Source organism: Rugosimonospora acidiphila (assembly GCF_039543385.1).
GTDB lineage: Bacteria > Actinomycetota > Actinomycetes > Mycobacteriales > Micromonosporaceae > Rugosimonospora > Rugosimonospora acidiphila.
Genome location: NZ_BAABJQ010000002.1, coordinates 403,973 through 421,715, shown reverse-complemented (window position 1 = coordinate 421,715; position 17,743 = coordinate 403,973). Strand labels below are relative to the sequence as shown.

The 17,743-nt window shown below is 71.5% G+C and carries 15 protein-coding genes; 14 read left to right on the top strand and 1 reads right to left on the bottom strand.

Translation table 11 applies throughout. The features are described from left to right. Positions 1-8: 8 nt before the first annotated feature. The 11 genes from ABEA87_RS04610 to ABEA87_RS04560 all read left to right on the top strand — a co-directional run bounded on the left by ABEA87_RS04610 (position 9) and on the right by ABEA87_RS04560 (position 14,384). Positions 9-752: a hypothetical protein gene (locus tag ABEA87_RS04610; protein WP_345626335.1), complete on the top strand. Its 744-nt coding sequence runs from the start codon at positions 9-11 to the stop codon at positions 750-752. Between the two features lie 341 nt (positions 753-1,093). After that, the gene (locus ABEA87_RS04605; protein WP_345626333.1) at positions 1,094-2,176 is read left to right on the top strand and encodes a LacI family DNA-binding transcriptional regulator; all 1,083 of its coding nucleotides are present in this window, start codon (positions 1,094-1,096) and stop codon (positions 2,174-2,176) included. Next, positions 2,173-3,102, top strand: coding sequence for an ABC transporter permease (locus ABEA87_RS04600; protein WP_345626331.1), 930 nt, complete (start codon positions 2,173-2,175; stop codon positions 3,100-3,102). Before ABEA87_RS04605 ends, ABEA87_RS04600 begins: the two co-directional genes overlap by 4 nt. Next, positions 3,099-4,064, top strand: coding sequence for an ABC transporter permease (locus tag ABEA87_RS04595; protein ID WP_345626329.1), 966 nt, complete (start codon positions 3,099-3,101; stop codon positions 4,062-4,064). The genes ABEA87_RS04600 and ABEA87_RS04595 overlap by 4 nt, the downstream gene beginning before the upstream one ends. Further along, the gene (locus ABEA87_RS04590) at positions 4,064-5,569 is read left to right on the top strand and encodes an ABC transporter substrate-binding protein (RefSeq protein ID WP_345626327.1); all 1,506 of its coding nucleotides are present in this window, start codon (positions 4,064-4,066) and stop codon (positions 5,567-5,569) included. The genes ABEA87_RS04595 and ABEA87_RS04590 overlap by 1 nt, the downstream gene beginning before the upstream one ends. 2 nt (positions 5,570-5,571) lie before the next feature. Further along, positions 5,572-6,564 carry an ABC transporter ATP-binding protein gene (locus ABEA87_RS04585; protein ID WP_345626325.1) on the top strand — a complete coding sequence of 331 codons (993 nt, stop codon included), beginning with the start codon at positions 5,572-5,574 and terminating at the stop codon, positions 6,562-6,564. Continuing rightward, entirely contained in the window at positions 6,561-7,400 is an 840-nt protein-coding gene (locus ABEA87_RS04580) for an ATP-binding cassette domain-containing protein (RefSeq protein ID WP_345626323.1), read from the top strand. The genes ABEA87_RS04585 and ABEA87_RS04580 overlap by 4 nt, the downstream gene beginning before the upstream one ends. Beyond that, positions 7,400-9,634 (top strand): MGH1-like glycoside hydrolase domain-containing protein, encoded by a 2,235-nt coding sequence (locus tag ABEA87_RS04575; RefSeq protein ID WP_345626322.1) that lies wholly within the window; start codon positions 7,400-7,402, stop codon positions 9,632-9,634. Before ABEA87_RS04580 ends, ABEA87_RS04575 begins: the two co-directional genes overlap by 1 nt. 6 nt (positions 9,635-9,640) lie before the next feature. Continuing rightward, positions 9,641-11,254 (top strand): FAD-dependent oxidoreductase, encoded by a 1,614-nt coding sequence (locus ABEA87_RS04570; RefSeq protein WP_345626320.1) that lies wholly within the window; start codon positions 9,641-9,643, stop codon positions 11,252-11,254. Between the two features lie 3 nt (positions 11,255-11,257). After that, positions 11,258-12,184 (top strand): dihydrodipicolinate synthase family protein, encoded by a 927-nt coding sequence (locus tag ABEA87_RS04565; protein WP_345626318.1) that lies wholly within the window; start codon positions 11,258-11,260, stop codon positions 12,182-12,184. Positions 12,185-12,251: 67 nt separating this feature from the next. After that, on the top strand, positions 12,252-14,384 hold the full coding sequence (locus ABEA87_RS04560) for a golvesin C-terminal-like domain-containing protein (protein WP_345626316.1): 2,133 nt from the start codon (positions 12,252-12,254) through the stop codon (positions 14,382-14,384). A 43-nt stretch (positions 14,385-14,427) separates the two neighbouring features. Here ABEA87_RS04560 and ABEA87_RS04555 read toward each other — a convergent pair whose 3' ends face one another. Continuing rightward, positions 14,428-15,312 (bottom strand): helix-turn-helix transcriptional regulator, encoded by an 885-nt coding sequence (locus ABEA87_RS04555; RefSeq protein ID WP_345626314.1) that lies wholly within the window; start codon positions 15,310-15,312, stop codon positions 14,428-14,430. Positions 15,313-15,410: 98 nt separating this feature from the next. On the opposite strand from ABEA87_RS04555, the gene ABEA87_RS04550 reads away from it, so the two are divergent. The 3 genes from ABEA87_RS04550 (at position 15,411) to ABEA87_RS04540 (ending at position 17,625) form a co-directional block, all read left to right on the top strand. Further along, positions 15,411-16,313 (top strand): phytanoyl-CoA dioxygenase family protein, encoded by a 903-nt coding sequence (locus ABEA87_RS04550; protein ID WP_345626313.1) that lies wholly within the window; start codon positions 15,411-15,413, stop codon positions 16,311-16,313. Positions 16,314-16,394: 81 nt separating this feature from the next. Then, a complete protein-coding gene (locus ABEA87_RS04545; RefSeq protein ID WP_345626311.1) occupies positions 16,395-16,988 on the top strand; it encodes a cation transporter in 594 nt (197 codons plus the stop codon). A 94-nt stretch (positions 16,989-17,082) separates the two neighbouring features. Then, positions 17,083-17,625 carry an RBBP9/YdeN family alpha/beta hydrolase gene (locus ABEA87_RS04540; RefSeq protein WP_345626309.1) on the top strand — a complete coding sequence of 181 codons (543 nt, stop codon included), beginning with the start codon at positions 17,083-17,085 and terminating at the stop codon, positions 17,623-17,625. Positions 17,626-17,743 lie beyond the last annotated feature (118 nt).

Genomic DNA, 17,743 nt, shown 5'->3' with positions numbered 1-17,743 from the left:
GCGCAGCGATGCTCGACAGCCTGCGGGTGCTACGCGGCGCGGCCGAGGCGTACCGCACCGCCGCGACCGCTGCCGGCCTCGCCTGGCCCGACCACGCCGCGGCCGAGCGCCCCGACCTGGGTGGCGAGCCGGCTCCCGACCTGGTGCACCGGCTCTTCGCGGTGGACCAGGTCGCCGAGCAGCTGAGCTGGCTCCAGGCGCAGGGGTGGGACTCCCAACGGCTGTTCCCCAACGGTGGATGGCTGCTGCCGTGGCCGACCGACGTGGGCGAAACGCTGGACAAGCTGTCCTTCACGATCGGTACCCCGTTCCCCTGGCGGCAGCAGATACCGCTGTTCCAGTTCGACCTCATCGTCTACACGTTCGTGCTCGCCGGTGAGCACGAGGGCGAGATCTGGCGCTACGAGGCCAGTCCCGACGCGTGGGACTCGGTCCGGGCCTCTACGAGCCTGGCCGCCCTGTTCACCCAGTGGGCCGACGGCATCGCCGGCGGCGTGGTCAGTTACCGGGAACTGGACCAGTGGCTCATCGTCGGCGCCCACGTCCAGGACCCGTTCCAGGAGCTCCTGGAACGGGCCGTGGACCTCGACCCGTTCGCCTTCCCGGTATCCGTGCCGTACCCGTGGTGGTCGCGGCTGCGGGAGCGGCAGCGCGAGTGCGGCGTGGACCTCGAGTGCATCGAGCGAGGGGACGAGTGCCAGCTGGAGTTGCTGGACGCCATCGCCGCCGCCCGCGCCTCGCTGCGCGGGTAACCGCTGGGACTGCCCGGTAGTAACGGCGCACCATCCGGGTCGTGCGCACCATGCCATCCCCGGGCCGGCGCTCCGCGAGATCCGAGGTCTCCCACGTGATCGGCAAGATTCCCTCCATTCCGATCCATGCCTGGGATAACGGACGAAGGCAAAGACCCTCCTCGGGTCCGACGGACCGGCGTTCGGGCATGCAATCGGGCATTTCAGAGAGGTTTCGAAAGTAGCCGGAGATCCGTTGACACGTGATCTTTCCGCGCCTATGGTCGCTGATACGTATAACCAGTTATACGTATCAGCAAGCGATACGTATAACCATCGGCGCGGCAGGAGGGGCGACGCGGGTGAGCGACGGGGCACCGGGGCGGCGGAGACGGCCACCGACACAGATCGACCTGGCTCGGCGTGCCGGCGTCTCCCAGGCCACGGTCTCGCAGGTCATCAACGAGACGCCGGACCGGCCGGCCAGGTTGAGTCCGGAGACCCGGGCCCGGGTCCTGGACGCGGTCCGTGAGCTGGGCTACCGCGTCAATCCGGCGGCGCGCAGCCTCAAGGGTGCGCGCAACCGGCTGCTCGGCCTGTTCACGTTCGAGGCGGTGTTCCCCACCGACCAGCGCGACTTCTACTTCCCGTTCCTGCTCGGGGTCGAGGAGGAGGTCGCCGAGCAGGGGTACGACCTGGTGCTGTTCAGCTCGGCCGGCGCGTCGGGGCCGCGGCGCATCTACGTCGACGGCGTGAACCGGTTGAAGCTGACCGACGGCGCCGTGCTCCTCGGCCGGCACGTGCGCCGGACCGAGCTGTCCGAACTGGTGAAGGAGGATTTCCCGTTCGTCTTCATCGGACGACGGGAGGTTCCCGGCGCCCGGGTATCCTATGTGGCCCCTGACTACGTGTCGGCCACGCGTGACCTGGTGCGCCGGCTCGTGGAGCTGGGTCACCGGCGGATCCTGTTCGTCAAGGCGTACCAGGGTGCCGAGCCGACCCGCGACCGCGAACGCGGGTACCGGCGGGGCCTGAAGGACAGCGGCCTGGGCGTCGAGGCGGCCATCGTGCACCGGCTGCCGTCGTCGGGAGTGGTCACCGCGCCGGACCTCGGCGCCTGGGTCCGGGACGGTGTGACGGCCATCGTCGCCGACCCCAGCGAGGACGACTCCGTGGCCGCCAGCATCGAGGCCGCCGCGGCCGAGACCGGCCTGTCCGTACCGGACGACCTGTCCGTCGCGCTGCTCGGTGACCCGTCACGCACCGAGACCACCCGTGACTGGACGCGCTTCGACCTGCCCCGGCCGGAGTTGGGCCGGCAGGCGGTGCGGTTGCTCATCCAGTTGCTGGAGGCGGACGAGGGCGAGGCCCGGCAGGTACTGCTGGACTGCACGCAGATCCCGGGCGGCACGGTGGCCGAGCCCGGCCGGGGGCGACGCCGGTGATCGGGCTGATCCTGCGGCGCCTGCTCGTCGGCGTCTTCGTGCTCTGGGGCGCGGTCACGCTCATGTTCGTGTTGGTGCGCCTCGCGCCCGGCGACCCGGCGACGCTGCTGTTGGGTCCGGACGCCAGCCGGGCCGACATCTCCGCACTCCGCGAGCAGATGGGCCTGAACCGTCCGCTGCCGCTGCAGTACCTGTCGTACCTGGGGCAACTGGCGCGGTTCGACTTCGGCCGCTCGTACCGGTTCGAGGCGCCGGCCATGCAGGTCGTGTTGAGCCACGTACCGGCGACCATCGACCTCACGCTGACCGCCACGCTGATCGCCGTGATCCTGGGCCTGGCGCTGGGGATGCTCGCCGGGTACCGGCCGGAGAGCGCACTGGACCGGGTGGTCTCCGGGCTCACCATCCTGCTGCAGGGCATGCCCACCTTCTGGGTCGGCATCATGCTGATCCTGCTGTTCGCCGCGACGCTGCGGCTGCTGCCCAGCTCCGGCCCCGGCTCCCCGGTGCATCTCGTGCTGCCCGCGGTGACTCTCGCGCTGCCGTTCACCGCCATCGTCGCGCGGATCACCCGCACCAGCGTGGCGAGTTCGATGCGGGAACCCTATGTCCAGACAGCCCGATCGAAGGGACTGACCAACGTGCAGGTCCTCACGGGCCACGCGCTGCGCAACTCACTGGTCCCGGTGATCACCATCGTCGGGCTCCAGATGGGCGCGCTGCTGGGTGGCGCGGTGATCGTCGAGAACGTGTTCGCCTGGCCGGGACTGGGGTCGCTGATGGTCGACTCGGTGAGCTACCGCGACTACGCCGTGGTGCAGGCCACGGTCGCGCTGATCGCCGCCATCGTCGTCGTGCTGAACCTGCTGGTCGACGTGTCGTACGCGCTGGTGGATCCGCGTATCCGCACCGGGGCGCGGGCGTGACCGGGGCGCTGGCGCAGGCGGCCGACGTCGCCGCCAGCACACCCGAGCCGGGGCGCCGCCGCGGCGCCGGACGGTTGACCGGCAAGCTGCGCTGGATTCCGGCCATCGTGGTGGCCGCATACCTGCTGCTCGCGATCATCGGTCCGATGGTCGTCCCGTACGACCCGATCGCGACGTCGCTCGCCGATCGGCTCAAGGGCCCGGGATCGGCCCTGAGCGGTGGCGGCACCTCGCTGCTCGGTACCGACCCGCTCGGGCGCAGCGTGCTCGACCAGGTCGTGTACGGCGCGCGGACCTCGGTCATCATCGGCGCGCTCACCGTCACCCTGTCCGCGGTGTTCGGCGTCGCGGTCGGCGTCGTCGCCGGTTACACCCGGGGGTTCGTCGACGGCGTGCTGAGCCGGTCGGTGGACATCCTGCTCGCGTTCCCCGGCATCGTGCTGGCCATCGTCGTCGCCGGCCTGTTCAGCCGCGGCATCACCGTGGTCGTGGTCGCCCTCGCGCTCACCGGCTGGATATCGTTCGCCAGGCTGTCCCGCGGTCTGGCGCTGTCGCTGCGGGACCGCGAATGGGTGTCCGCGGCCCGGGTCATGGGCCTGCCCTGGCGCACCATCGTGACGCGGCACGTGCTGCCGTTCGTCCTCGGTCCGGTGGTCGCGCTCGCCACCATCGAGTTCGGCCTCATCGTGCTCGCCGAGGCCGGCCTGAGCTTCCTCGGGATCGGCCTGCCGCCGTCCACCGTGTCCTGGGGTCAGACCATTTCGACCGGCAAGGAATATCTGTCCACCGCGTGGTGGATCTCCCTGTTCCCGGGCCTGGCGCTGGCGCTGCTCGTGGTGAGCGTGGGGCTGCTGGGTGACCAGTTCAACGCCTTCTTCGGGTCCGGTGCCCGCCGTGGCCCCGCCCGCTCCACTGTTCCGGCCGCACGCGATGACGCGTCCGGCCTCGAAAGGAGTCATTGATGGGAGCGCACCGACGTGTACTGTCGGGCGTTGCGATCGCCACGGTCGCCACGCTCGGTCTGTCCACCGCGTGCTCGACATCGGCGGCCCAACCGGTCGCCAATGGCAATAGCGCACTGACCGTCGCCAGCCCGTACCCGCCGGAGGCGCTGGACCCGCACGGCGCCGAGGGTGCGTCGGTCGGCACGGAGATCATTGGGCAGGAAATCTACAGCCGCCTGGTGCGGCCGGACTCCACCGGGAAGATCGTCGGTGACCTGGCGACCTCGTGGCAGGCCAACCCGAACGCCACCTCGTTCACCTTCACCCTGCGCAAGGGCGCGGTGTTCTCCGACGGGTCGGCGCTGGACTCCGCGGACGTGGTCGACTCGTTCAATCGGCTGATCCGGCTGAAGGGGCCGAACGCGTCGAACTTCACCGGCGACACCATGACGGCGTCCGGGCCGGACACCGTCGTGGTCGCGCTGAAGACGCCCGATCCGGCGCTGCTCGGCAAGCTGACCCTGTTCTACATCGTGCCCTCCGGCGTGCAGGACTCGTCATTCACCAAGCCGGTCGGCTCCGGACCGTTCACAGTGGACAGCTTCACTCCGGGCCAGGAAGTCGACCTGGTGCCGAACCCGAAGTACTACGGCTCCGTGCCGAAGCTGAAGAAGCTCATCGTCAAGGTGATCCCGGACATCTCGACGGAGATGACCGCGCTGAAGACCGGCGAGATCCAGGCCACCTGGGGCATCCCCGACGATCAGCTCGCCCAGCTGTCCGGCAACAACGACATCAAGGTCGCCACGGTGCCCGCCACGTCGGTGTACACCATGTGGTTCAACTCCTCGAATCCGGTGCTGTCCAAGCCGGAGGTGCGCCGGGCGCTGTGGCAGGCGGTCGACTTCCCGACCATCATCAAGTCGCTGTACCCGCAGACCGGCGCCGTCTCCCAGTCCGTCGTCGCGCCGTCCGTGCTCGGATACGCCCCGCAGCCGGCGGTGAAGTACGATCCGAACGCGGCGAAGGCGGCCCTACAGGCGGCCGGGTTCGACTTCGGCAAGACGCTGCGTTTCCAGTACAGCGGCGACAGCTACTCCCAGTTCGCCCAGGCGGTGGTGGCCGACCTCGCGAAGATCGGCGTGAAGGTCGACCCGATCGAGAAGGAGAGCGCGGTCTTCCTCAAGGACCTGCTCGCCCTCAACTGGGACATCAACTTCCAGTCGCTGTCGACGCCGACCTATGACGCCGCGAGTAACCTGGGCCGGCTCTACACCTGCGCGGCCAAGCGGAATGGCTACTGCAACCCCCAGTTGGACACGCTGCTGAGCCAGGCCGGCTCGACCAGCGACGTGAACCAACGCAAGCAGCTGTACGCCCAGGCGACACAGATCATCTGGAACGACGCGGTCGGCATGTACCCCATGAGCCTGAAAATCGCGTACGCGTACCGGTCCAACGTGCACGGGCTGGTACCGGACCCGAGCTACCTGCCGGACTTCGCCAAGGTAACGGTCTCCTGACCGTGCCTACGCCTGACCTTCTCGAACCGCAGAGCCTGTTGCGGGTGGAGCACCTCACGGTGCTCCTCCCCGCGACGGGTGCGGCGGATCCCGTCCTCGACGACGTGAGCTTCTCGGTCCGCCCCGGGCGTACCACCGGGCTCATCGGCGAGTCGGGCAGCGGCAAGACGATGCTGGCGATGGCGGTCATCGGCCTGCTACCGGCGGGAGCCTCCTGCACCGGACGGATCCTGCTGCGCGACGAGGACCTGCTCACCGCTGGCGAGGCGCGGCGGCGCCGGGTACGCGGCCGGGAGATAGCCATGATCTTCCAGGACCCGCTGTCCGCGCTCAATCCCAGCCAGCGGATCGGCCGGCAGGTCGGCGAGTTCCTGCGACGCAACGGAAGCTCGCGCGCCGAGGCCGACCGGGCCGCGGTGGGTCTGCTGACCCGGGCGGGCATCCCGGACGCGCAGCGCCGGGCGGGCGACTACCCCCATCAGTTCTCCGGCGGCATGCGGCAGCGGGCAATGATCGCGATGGCCTTGGCCGGTGGCCCGTCGCTGCTGCTCGCCGACGAGCCGACCACCGCGCTGGACGTCACCGTGCAGGCGCGCATCCTGCGGCTGCTGCGCGCCCTGCAGGACGAGAGCGACATGTCCATGCTGCTGGTCAGTCACGATCTGCGGGTGATGTCGCACGTGTCGCACGACCTGGTCGTGCTGTACGCGGGCCGGGTCTGTGAGCGCGGCCCGACCCGGGAACTGCTGCGCGCGCCCCGGCACCCGTACACCAGGGCGCTGGCGGCCAGCGTTCCGGCGGTGCGTACCCGCAACACTCTCGCCGCGACGCTGCCCGGCGCCCCGGCCAGCCCGCTGGCTCGCCCGTCCGGCTGCCCGTTCCACCCGCGCTGCCCGATGGCACGGGAGCGTTGCGCCACCGAGGTCCCGGCTCTGCGCGAGGTCGCGGCCGGCCGGTGGAGCGCGTGCCACTTCGCCGAGGAGATCCCAGCATGACGCCGTCGACCGCCCTGCTCGACGTGGATGACCTGCGGGTCGCCTATGGCCGGCCGAAGCGGCCGTGGCGCCCCGGCGGCACGCGGGTCGACGCGGTCGCCGGCGTCAGCCTGCGCGTCGGCCGCCACGAGACCCTGGCGCTGGTCGGCGAGTCGGGTTCCGGCAAGACCACGGTCGCCCGGTGCGTCGTCGGGCTGATCCGCCAGCGCAGTGGCGCGATCGTCTTCGACGGCCAGCGGCTCGGCGCCGGCGCCCGCCGGCCGGCCGCGCTGCGCCGGGCCATCCAGATGGTGTTCCAGGATCCCCGCTCGTCGCTGAACCCGCGGATGACGGTGGGTCGGATCGTCGCCGAGGGGTGGCAGGCGCACCCGTCGGTGGCGCCGCCCGGCGACCGCCGCTCGGCGGTGCGTGCCCTGCTCGACCAGGTCGGGCTGGACGCCACCGTGCTGGACCGGCGGCCGTCGCAGCTGTCCGGCGGGCAGTGCCAGCGGGTGAGCATCGCCCGCGCGCTGGCGCTCAAGCCGCGCCTGCTGGTCTGCGACGAGGCGGTGTCCGCGCTGGACGTCTCGGTCCAGACGCAGATCCTGCGGTTGCTGTCCGACCTGCGCGACCAGCGCGGGCTGTCGGTCCTGTTCATCACCCACGATCTCGGCGTGGTGCGGCAGATCGCCGACCGGGTGGCGGTGATGCGCCGGGGGGAGCTGGTCGAGTCCGGCGAGACCGAGCAATTGTTCGCCAGCCCGCAGCACCCCTACACCCAGGAACTGCTGGACGCGGCGCTCGACCTGGACGTGACGGACCTCGACGTGACCGACCCGGTGGAGACGGTGGACTGATGGCAGGAATGGTTCCCGTGCCCAGCGGGTGGAACACCTGGGATGTGCAGTACCACACCGGATGGGTGCACCTGCCGTCCGGACTGCGCCTGCGGTTCGCGCTGCGCGCGGCATCCGGTGCGACGTTCGACGGGTTCACCTGGCGGCACGGTCTCGTCCGGCTCGGACCCCACACGGTGGACGGCGGGTACGCGGCGGTGTCGGTGTGCGCTCACGACACCGAGCTGGCCCTGCGGGTACGCGGCGGCGGGGACGAACTGGACGTGCTGGCCGATCGCGAGGGCCCCGCCGACCCGGTACTCGTCGTGGACGAGGCACCCGGTTTCGGTGGCCGCCCTGTGGCCGTGCGGCACGAGCTCGGGCGGCTGATGGTGCGTCACGGCGACGAGGACTGGGTGCTGGAGTGTGCGCCCGCGCCCATCGCGGACGCCGACGACCCGCGACGGCTGGTGTTTCCGGGCGCGGCCACGGTCGCCATCGCCCTGCGCCGCGCCGCCACGCGCGCCGTCACTGCCGATGTCGCCACTGCCGATGTCGCCACTGCCGATGTGGCCGCCGCCGTCGCCGCCCGCATCGAACCCGCCGCCGCCCGGGCGGACGTGGCGCTGCCGCGTACCTCCGGCTGGCTGGGCGCGGCCGGCGACGCGATGACCCGCGCGCTGACCTGGAACACCATCTACGCACCGGATCTGGGCCGGGTGCTCACGCCGACCTCACGGGATTTCGTGTGCCGCGAGCGGGAGGGCTTCTACGGCCGCTGGGCGCTGCACACCTGGGACTCGTTCTTCACCGGGCTCGTCGCCGCCTGGGTGGATCCGGCCTACGCCGAGGGCATCTTCGACCAGATCCTGTCCGAGGCCGGTGGCGATGGCATGCTGCCCAACCGGGTCAGCGACGACAAGGGCCGCACCGACGACCGGTCACAGCCACCGGTCGGCGCGTACACCGTGCTGAAGGCATACCTGGGCAGCGGCCTGTCGGACCAGACCCGGCGCGGCGAGTTGCTCACCCGCGCGTATCCGGCGCTGCGCGACTGGCACGCCTGGTGGACCAGGGCCCGGCAGGGGCCGCACGGCCTGCTCGCCTGGGGCTCGGACCCGGTCGACGGCGACCCCGAGTCGGCTACCCTCGACCGGGCCAAGCGGGAGTCGGGGCTCGACGACTCGCCGATGTACGACGACGCGGCACTCGACCCGGCCACCCACACGATGAACCTCGCCGACGTCGGGCTCAACGCGCTGTACCTCGCCGACACTCAGGCGCTCGCGGCCATCGCCGGGATCCTGGGCGACGAGGCGGCCGAGACCCTCACCCGGGACGCCGCCCGGCTGGCCCGCCACGCCGCCGGCCTGTGGGACGCCGACCGCGGCCGGTACGGCAACCGGTGGGCCGACGGCCGGTTCTCCGAGCACACCTCGCCGACCCTGTTGTATCCGTTGCTCGCTGGCCTGCCCGATCCCGGGCCGGCCGGCGCCCTCGCCGAGGCACTGCTGGACCCGGCGGTGCTCGGCGGCGATCCGCCCCTGCCCAGTACCGCCCGGGACGACCCCGGTTTCAGCACCCGGTACTGGCGCGGCCGGGTCTGGGCACCGATGGCGTTCCTCGCCGTCGAGGGGTTGCGCCGCTACGGACTGACCGGCCACAGCCGGTCCATCGTCGACGCGTTGCTGCGACTGTTCCTCGGCGAATGGACCGAGCACAGCCACGTCCGGGAGAACTACCCGATCGTGCCGGGGGAGGACGTGCGCCCGCTGGCGGCGCGCTCCGACGGGCTGATGGGCTGGGGCGGGCTGCTCGGCTACCTGGCCATCCAGGAGCTGGCCGACCCCCGGCCGGAGGGGTGGCGATTCGCGCACCCCGGGCGCCCTGCCTCGGTCGAACACCTCGCGCTGGGCGAGGGATCGCTGGGCGTGCGGGCCGCCGACCGGCTCACCGTCACGCTCGGCGACCGGGTGCTGCTCGACACGCCGCCCGGCGCCGTGGTGACCGGATACCAGCGGACCACCGCCGAGGTCCGCGGCGTGGTCACCGTCGACCCGTCCGACGGCCGGCTGTTGGTCGGCGTGCCACCGGCCGTGGCGCCGGGGGAGAAGGTAGCGGTACGCGTCGGGGACGCCACCTGGATCGCCGAGGCGGACGGGCACGGGCTGGTCCGTCTCGAGCCGTGCGGCCCGTCCGCCGCCGAATTCAGCGTGCGGGCGGCAGTGACGAAGGAGTTCAGTGCTAAGGAGTGATGTGGAGTGACCGGCCGGACGTCCATGGACAGCGACGTGCTGGTGGTGGGTGCCGGTGTCGGCGGCATCGCGGCGACTCTGGCGGCGTTGCGCCGGGGTCGGCGGGTGCTGCTCACCGAGGAGACCGACTGGCTCGGAGGGCAGCTCACCAGCCAGGGCGTGCCACCGGACGAGCATCCGTGGATCGAGCAGTTCGGGGCGACGCGGTCCTACCGCGCGTTGCGCAACGCGATCCGCGACCACTACCGGTCCTGGTACCCGCTCACTCCGGCCGCCCGCGAGACGCCCGACCTGAATCCCGGCCTCGGCCGGGTCAGCCGGCTGTGCCACGAGCCGAGAGCGGCGGCCCTCGTCTTGGAGGCGATGGTCGGCCGGTACCTGGCATCGGGGCTCCTGCGCGTGCTGTACCGGCACCGGCCGGTGTCGGTGGAGATGGACGGCGACCGGGTACGCGGGGTGACGCTGCGCGGGCCGGACGGCGCACTGGTCGAGGCGAGCGCGCCGTACGTCCTGGACGCCACGGAACTCGGGGACCTGCTGCCATTGGGCGGCATCGAGCACGTCACGGGGTTCGAGGCGCAGTCGGACACCGGCGAGCCGAGCGCTCCGGCCATCGCGCAGCCGGACAACATGCAGGCCTTCTCCTGGGTGTTCGCGGTCGAGCACCGGGCCGGCGAGGACCACACCATCGACCGGCCGGACCAATACGGCTTCTGGCGCGAGTACCGGCCGCCGTTCTGGCCGGACCGTCTGCTGTCGCTGGTCGCGCCCGACCCGCGGACCCTGGAACCGCTCGGCCGCACGTTCGTTCCACACGGGTCCAAGGGGCCGGTCGATCCGGACCAGAGCCGGGATCCCGGCGACCGCGACCTGTGGGCGTTCCGCCGGATCCTGGCCCGGGAACAGTTCCAGCCGGGATTCCTCGACAGCGACGTCGTCGTGGTGAACTGGCCGATGATCGACTATCTGCCCGGCCCGCTGATCGGTGTCTCGGATGAGGAGCGGGACAAGCACCTGGACGGTTCCCGGCAGCTCGCCCTGAGCATGCTCTACTGGCTGCAAACCGAGGCGCCCCGGCCGGACGGCGGGACCGGATGGGCCGGTCTGCGGCTGCGCCCGGACGTGATGGGCACCGCGGACGGGTTCGCGAAGGCGCCGTACGTGCGTGAGTCGCGACGGATCAGGGCCCGCCGTACGGTCACCGAGCAGGACCTGTCCCTCGCGGTACGCGGTGAGCGCGGCGCGGTGTCCTATCCGGACAGTGTCGGGGTCGGCATGTACCGCATCGACCTGCACCCGTCGACCGGCGGCGACAATTACATCGACGTTGGCAGCTGCCCGTTCCAGATCCCGCTCGGCGCGCTGCTGCCGGTGCGTACCCGCAACCTGTTGGCGGCCGGGAAAAACCTGGGCACCACGCACATCACCAACGGCTGCTACCGGCTGCACCCGGTCGAGTGGAACATCGGCGAGGCGGCCGGCGCGCTGGCCGGGCACTGCCTGAACAACGGGGTGGAGCCGGACCAGGTATACGAGGATCCCGGGGCGCTGCGCCGCTTCCAGGACGAACTGGTCGCCGACGGTTTCGAGCTGTCGTGGCCGCGGGTGCGGGGGTACTGAACCATGAATGGATTGCTCGACGGCGTCGTCGTGCCGATGGTGACAACGATGTCAGCGCCGGGCGTACCCGATCCGGACGCCGCCGGCCCACTGCTGCGCGCGTTCGCCGCCGCGGGTGTCCGGCGCCTGATGCTGCTGGGCAGCAACGGCGAGGGGCCGCTGGTGCGGGCCGACCGCACCGCGGCGTACGTGGCAGGTGTCGCCGACCGGTGGCGAGCCCTGGTGCCGGCCGGCGTCATCCTGGTCAACGTCACGGCCCCCGGTACCGACGAGGCCCGTCACCGCGCCGAACTGGCGGCCGTCGCCTCACCCGACGCGCTGGTGCTGAGTCCACCCATCTACTTCCGGCACTCGGACGCCGAGGTGGTCGCCCACTACGCGGCCGTCGCCGCGCTCGGGCTGCCGATCGTCGCGTACAACACGCCCCGGTACGCCACACCGCTCACCCCGTCCACCGTCGACTCGCTGGTCGCGATGCCCGGGATCGTCGGGGCCAAGGACTCCTCCGGCGACCCCGCGATGCTGGCCCACCTGCTCGCCGCCGCCGGCACCAGGACCGGCTTCGCCGTCAGCCAGGGCGACGAGCAGGCGCTCGGCGCCGCCCTGCGCGCGGGCGCGAGCGGCATCGTGCCGGGCATCGCCAACCTGGCGCCCCGCCTGGCCGTGGACCTGGTCGCCGCGCACGACCAGGGCGACCGGGCCGAGGTCGACCGACTGCAGGCACTGGCCACCGAGCTGACCCGGCTGCACTCGGTGCGCCCGGGCGTGCCGTCGGTCAAGGCCCTGCTGGCCTCCTGGGGGCTGTGCCCGCCACACGCCGCGCCGCCGCTGCTGGCGTGCACCCCCGATGAACTCCGCCGGCTGGCCGCCGTCGTGCGGCCGATCGGGGCCTACCTGCTCGGCGGCCACGACGACGCGAAGGAGGGCTGACCGCCGGGTTCCTGACCGCGCGTGAACCACCACACCCCTGGAACGCGACACCCTCGAAGGGAATCAGATGGCAGACGGACGCATCAGCCGCAGACAGTTCACCATCGGACTGGCGGCCGGCGCCGCCGGCGTCGCCTCGGCCGCGCTGGTCGCCAGCCCGGCCGAGGCCGCGACGGCCGGACGTAAGCCGGGCGACGGCGCGCACCATCCGGCCGGGCCGCGGCCGGCGTTCTTCGACGAGACGACGCTGTGGGACGCCGGAGTCGGCCCGCTGGTGAACTACCACGTGCACGGGCTGGCCGTGCTGCCCGACGACACCATCATCGCGATGACCGAGGGCCGGTACGAGGTGTGCGACGCCGGCCCCCGCGACCTGCTCGCCCGGCGCAGCCTCGACGGCGGCAACACCTGGGAGGACACGCAGACCGTGGTCGCGTCGGTCGACGGCCAGTCGTGGGGCAACCCCACCCTCGTCGTCGACCGGCACACCGGCGAGGTCTTCCTGTTCTACGCCCTGTCGCTGCGCCTGCCGGAGAACACCAGCTGCTCCGGCGACAGCGCCGACCTGTACATGGTGTCCAGCAAGGACAAGGGCGTCACCTGGAGCGAGCCGACGCACTTCGCGGGGCTGTTCGACAGCTTCCCGTACGACTGGGCGCTGCACAGCCCCGGACCGGGCCACGGCATTCAGCTCGACAACGGCCGGCTGCTGCTCAACGTGGCGCATCGCCGGGTCATCGTGGGCAACACGGTCCAGCAACGCTTCTATGGCGTGGCGTCCATCTACAGCGACGACCACGGCCGCACCTGGCAGACCACCGGTGAGGTACCGGTAACGGTGGACTACCCGATGAACGAGGCCCGGGTCGTGCAGCGCGACGACGGCTCGGTGCTCATCAACGGTCGCAACGGCGCCGGCGGTACCGGGGAGCGGATCATCGCGATCAGCCACGACCGCGGCCTGACCTGGTCGCAGCCGAAGCTGGACGGCGCCACCGGAGTGTTCAACTCCGTCGACGCCAGCACCGTGCGCTACACCGGCGGCCCGGGTAGCAAGGACGTCAACCGGATGCTGTTCAGCCACCCGGATTCTCCCGCGCGGTTCAACATGACCGTGTCGGTGAGTTACGACGAGGCGTACTCCTACCGGTACAGCCGGGTCATCAACCCCAACCGCGGTTACTACTCCGACCTCGCCCACCTGTCGGACGGCACCATCGTCCTGCTCTACGGCTGCGACGGCGACAACGCCAGCGCGCCGCTGCGGGTCAACGTCGCGCGCTTCAACCTGGAGTGGCTCACCCAGGGCCGGGACAGCCTCGCCACCGGCCCGGCCATCACCGAGCAGGTGTGCGACCTCGGCAAGAACGCCCGGCAGGCCAAGCGGTCCACCGGGATCCTGTCCATCATCAAGGAGCCGACCGCCCGGGACGGTGCCCGCGCGCTGTTCACCCCCGGCGCGGTCGGTGACTACATCGAGTTCCCGTTCACCGTGCCGCACACCGGCACCTACCAGATCGGCCTGCGCTACTACCGGCCGGTCGACGGCGGCCTGGTCACCGTGACGGTCGACGGAGCCAAGCTGCACAACTACGCCGTGGACACGACCGCGGAAACCGTCGAGGGCTACGACGTCGTACCCCTCGGCACGACGCGGCTGCGCGCCGGCCGGCACGACGTCCGGTTCACGCTCGCCGGTGCGGGGCGGGGTGGCGGCCAGCTCATCTCCGTCAACGCGCTGAGCCTGGTCCGGGCGCCGGCGGCCGCCGACGTGCGCGACGAAATCGTGATGGACAACGCCGGGCTGGGCTACGCGGTCGTGTCCGGCACCTGGGCGGCGGGTACCGGCGTCGCCGGCTACTACGGCGGCAACTACTCGTCGCACGCTGCGGGTACCGGCACCAGCGTGGTGCGGTGGCAGCCGGCCGTGCTCGGTGACGGCCAGTACGAGGTGCAGGTGTCGTACACGCCGGCCTCGAACCGGGCCACCAACGCGCCGTACACCGTCATCGACGCGCAGGGCGCCACCGTGGTGCCGGTCAACCAGAAGCTCGCCGGTACGCCGGCGGCGCCGGGCGGCACCTGGGTGTCTCTCGGCGTCTTTCCGTTCCAGGGCGGGCTCGGCAGCTCCATCGAGCTGAGCGACAACGCCGACGGGTTCGTCATCGCCGACGCCGTCAAGCTGATCCGCCAAGGCTGAACCGCACCGGCGGGTGGGGCGGTCGACCCGGCCACCCCACCCGTCAAAGGTCCTCGACGAGCAGCCGCCGGGCCAGCGGGAGCAGGCCCGACCGGCGTACCGGGTCGAGCGGATCCCGGAGCCGGTCGGCGCGGTACCCGCGCGGGGCCACCCCGTACGCCGCCCGGAAGCGGCGGGAGAAGTGGAACGGGTTGGCGAAGCCGCACGCGTCCGAGACCTCACCGATGTTCAGGTTGCTGCGCTGCAGGAGGATGGCGGCGCGGGCGAGCCGGATCAGTTCGACCGCACCCACCGGCCCGGGGCCGAACCGTTGCCGGAACATTCGGGTCAGGTGCCCGGCGGAGACTCGGGCGGCCGAGGCCAGCTCGTCCAGGCGCAGCGCCCGCGTCCCGTCGGTAGTCCACACCGCGCGCACGTGATCGGCGAGCCGGAGTATGTGCTCGGGCAGCGGCGCGTCGTCCAGGTCGGTGACGGGACCGTCGACGAACAGGTCGAGCAGCCAGCCGAGGACCTCGTCGATGCGTGCGGGCGCACGGGGTGCGTCCGTTCCGCCGAGCCACAGCAGGTACCGGCACAACGCGGCCATCGGGTCCGCGGTGGACAGCTGCCGGACCGTCGGCCAGCCGCCGGGCGCGTCCAGCGGCCCGGGATCATCGAGGTAGAACGTCACGTACGCGTGGACACAGCCTCGGTCACGGTCCCAGGCGTAGTGCTCTCGCGCGGTGGGCCGGGACAGCAGCAGTTGGCCCGGCGCGATGGTGTGTGCGTGCCGGCCGGAGTCGTCGTCGTACTCGTGGCTGGCCTGCCCGCGCAGCATCCAGACGAATTCGAAGCAGGGCAGCACGCGCGGACCCAGGGTCGCCCCGGGCGGGTAGTGCGCGACCGCGGGCCCGTTGCGCAGGCGCGCCCGGATCGAGCGCGAGGTCATGAACAGACAGGTTACCGGGGTGCCGTGGACATGGCCGGTCAGGGTGCTTCCACAGATACTGGTGCCAGTTAGATCGCCTACTGACACGAGGAGCAGCGATGGCCGGGAGTAACTCGACCGTGCCCGCGGCGCGGTCGGTCGTCCACCACGACACCGTCTCCGACGCGCTGATCGAGCAGGTTCGGGTGGACGGGTACGGGGTCCTGCGGGGTGCCTTGACGCCTGGCGAGGTGGCCGAAGTCAACGCGGAGGCGGTGCGCCTGTGCCGCGGCGAGCTGGGCGCGATCGACGGTCGGCCAACCAGCGCCCCGGACGAGCCGGACGCCGACGTGCTGCGCCGGTACCTGTGCGTCCACCACCCGCACAAGCTGTCGGCCGTCGTGCGCCGGTCGCTGGCACACCGACGGGTGCTCGACGTGCTGACCCGGGTCATCGGGCCGGACGTCAAGGCGATGCAGTCGATGCTGTTCATCAAGGCGGAGGGCAGGCCCGGCCAGCCCTGGCACCAGGACGAGCTGTTCATTCCGACTCGCGACCGGTCGCTGACCGCGGTGTGGATCGCGCTGGACGACGCGACGGTGGAGAACGGCTGCCTGTGGGTGCTTCCCGGATCGCACCGGCGCGGGGTGCTCTACCCCGACCGGGAGCAGGACGACCCCCGCTTCGACTGCTCGGTGGAGGCGTACGACTTCCCGTACCGCGACGAGGACGCCGTACCGGTGGAGGTTCCGGCCGGATCGGCGGTGGTCTTCAACGGGTACCTGCTGCATCGCTCGCTGCCCAACACCGGCCGGCACGGGTACCGGCGGGCGCTGGCGAACCACTACATGAGCGCGACCTCGCCGCTGCCGTGGAAGATTCCGGCCGGCCGCTCACCGGCCAACTGGGACTACCGCGACGTCGTGCTGGTCGCCGGTGAGGACCCGTACGCGTACAAGGGCATCACCGACCTCACCCGGGCGTACGTGCGGCCCGACAAGGAGGGTGGCTGCGACCGCTGAACCCTACCCGGACAACGAGCTCGCCGGAGGTCGTGGAATTCCGACATCGGCTGGCAACCGTAGCGGCGTGATAATGGGCGGGTGGCTTTCGCAGATGAGGCGGTTCGCAGGCGCTTGCTGCGGCGTGGCTTCGCCCTGGAATATCTGACACTGGGCTGGAACGTCGTCGGCATCGTGGTCCTGGCCATCGCGGCGATCGCTGCCCGATCGGCCGCCCTGGCCGGCTTCGGACTCGACTCGCTGATCGAGATCGGCGCGTCCGTCGTGGTGGTCTGGGAACTCTCGGGTACGGGTGGGGATCGGCAGCGGCGAGCGCTACGGATGATCGGCGTGGCGTTCGCGCTCCTGGCCGCGTATCTTCTCGCGCAGTCCAGCGTCGTACTGCTCGCCGGCTATCACCCTCGACACAGCCCGGCAGGTATCGGTTGGACGGCGGCCACCACCATCGCCATGCTCGGGTTGGCGGCGGGCAAGGCCCGCACCGGAGCGGCGTTGGACAACCCGGTGCTGCGCACGGAGGGCCGAGTCACCCTCATCGACGGCGTGCTCGCCGCCGCGGTGCTCGCCGGTCTGGTGCTCAACGCCACTCAGGGCTGGTGGTGGGCCGATCCTCTCGCCGGCTACGTCCTTGCCGGCTACGCCGGCGTCGAGGTGAGGGCCATCTTCAGGTCGTGAACCCGGCCGTGCGCCGGCGCCGGTGCGGGCACTGGACCGGCGGGCGGTGTGCGGTACTCGGCGGCGGTGAGGCCGGGGCACTACCGTCTCCGCCATGGAGAACATGATCGTCGTGCCGGGCCTGGGTGGTTCCGGGCATGATCACTGGCAGTCCCACTGGCTCCGGGACCGGCGCGGCGCCGTGCGGGTCGAGCAGCGGGACTGGGATCGGCCGGACCTGGACGAGTGGGTCGCCGCATTGCACGACACGATCCAGCGGGCCACCGGACCGGTGGTGCTGGTCGCGCACAGTCTCGGCTGTCACACCGTCGCCCATTGGGCGCATCGGCACGACGCCCGGGTCCGCGCGGCGCTGTTGGTGGCGCCGCCCGATATCGACCATTCGGCGTCCCTCGGTGCGCCGATCGCCGGTTTCGGCCCGCCCGGGGCGAATCCGTTGCCGTTTCCGACTGTCCTGGCGGCCAGCCGCACCGACCCCTGGGCAGAGATCGGCTGGTCCCGGCTGATTGCCCAACAGTGGGGCGCGCGGTTGGTGGACCTCGGCGACGCCGGCCACGTCAACCCCGCCGCCGGCTTCGGCCCGTGGCCCCAGGGTGAGCGGCTACTCCGAGACCTCCTCGCCGAGACCGCCGACTGAGGTCACTCCTGTTCATCACGGCCATCACCGCCGTCCTGGAACGAGCCGGCGTTGCCGCCAGCGACGAAGCGGACCAAGCGTCAGCGATGGCGCGCGCCCTGTGCTGGATGGTCGAGCG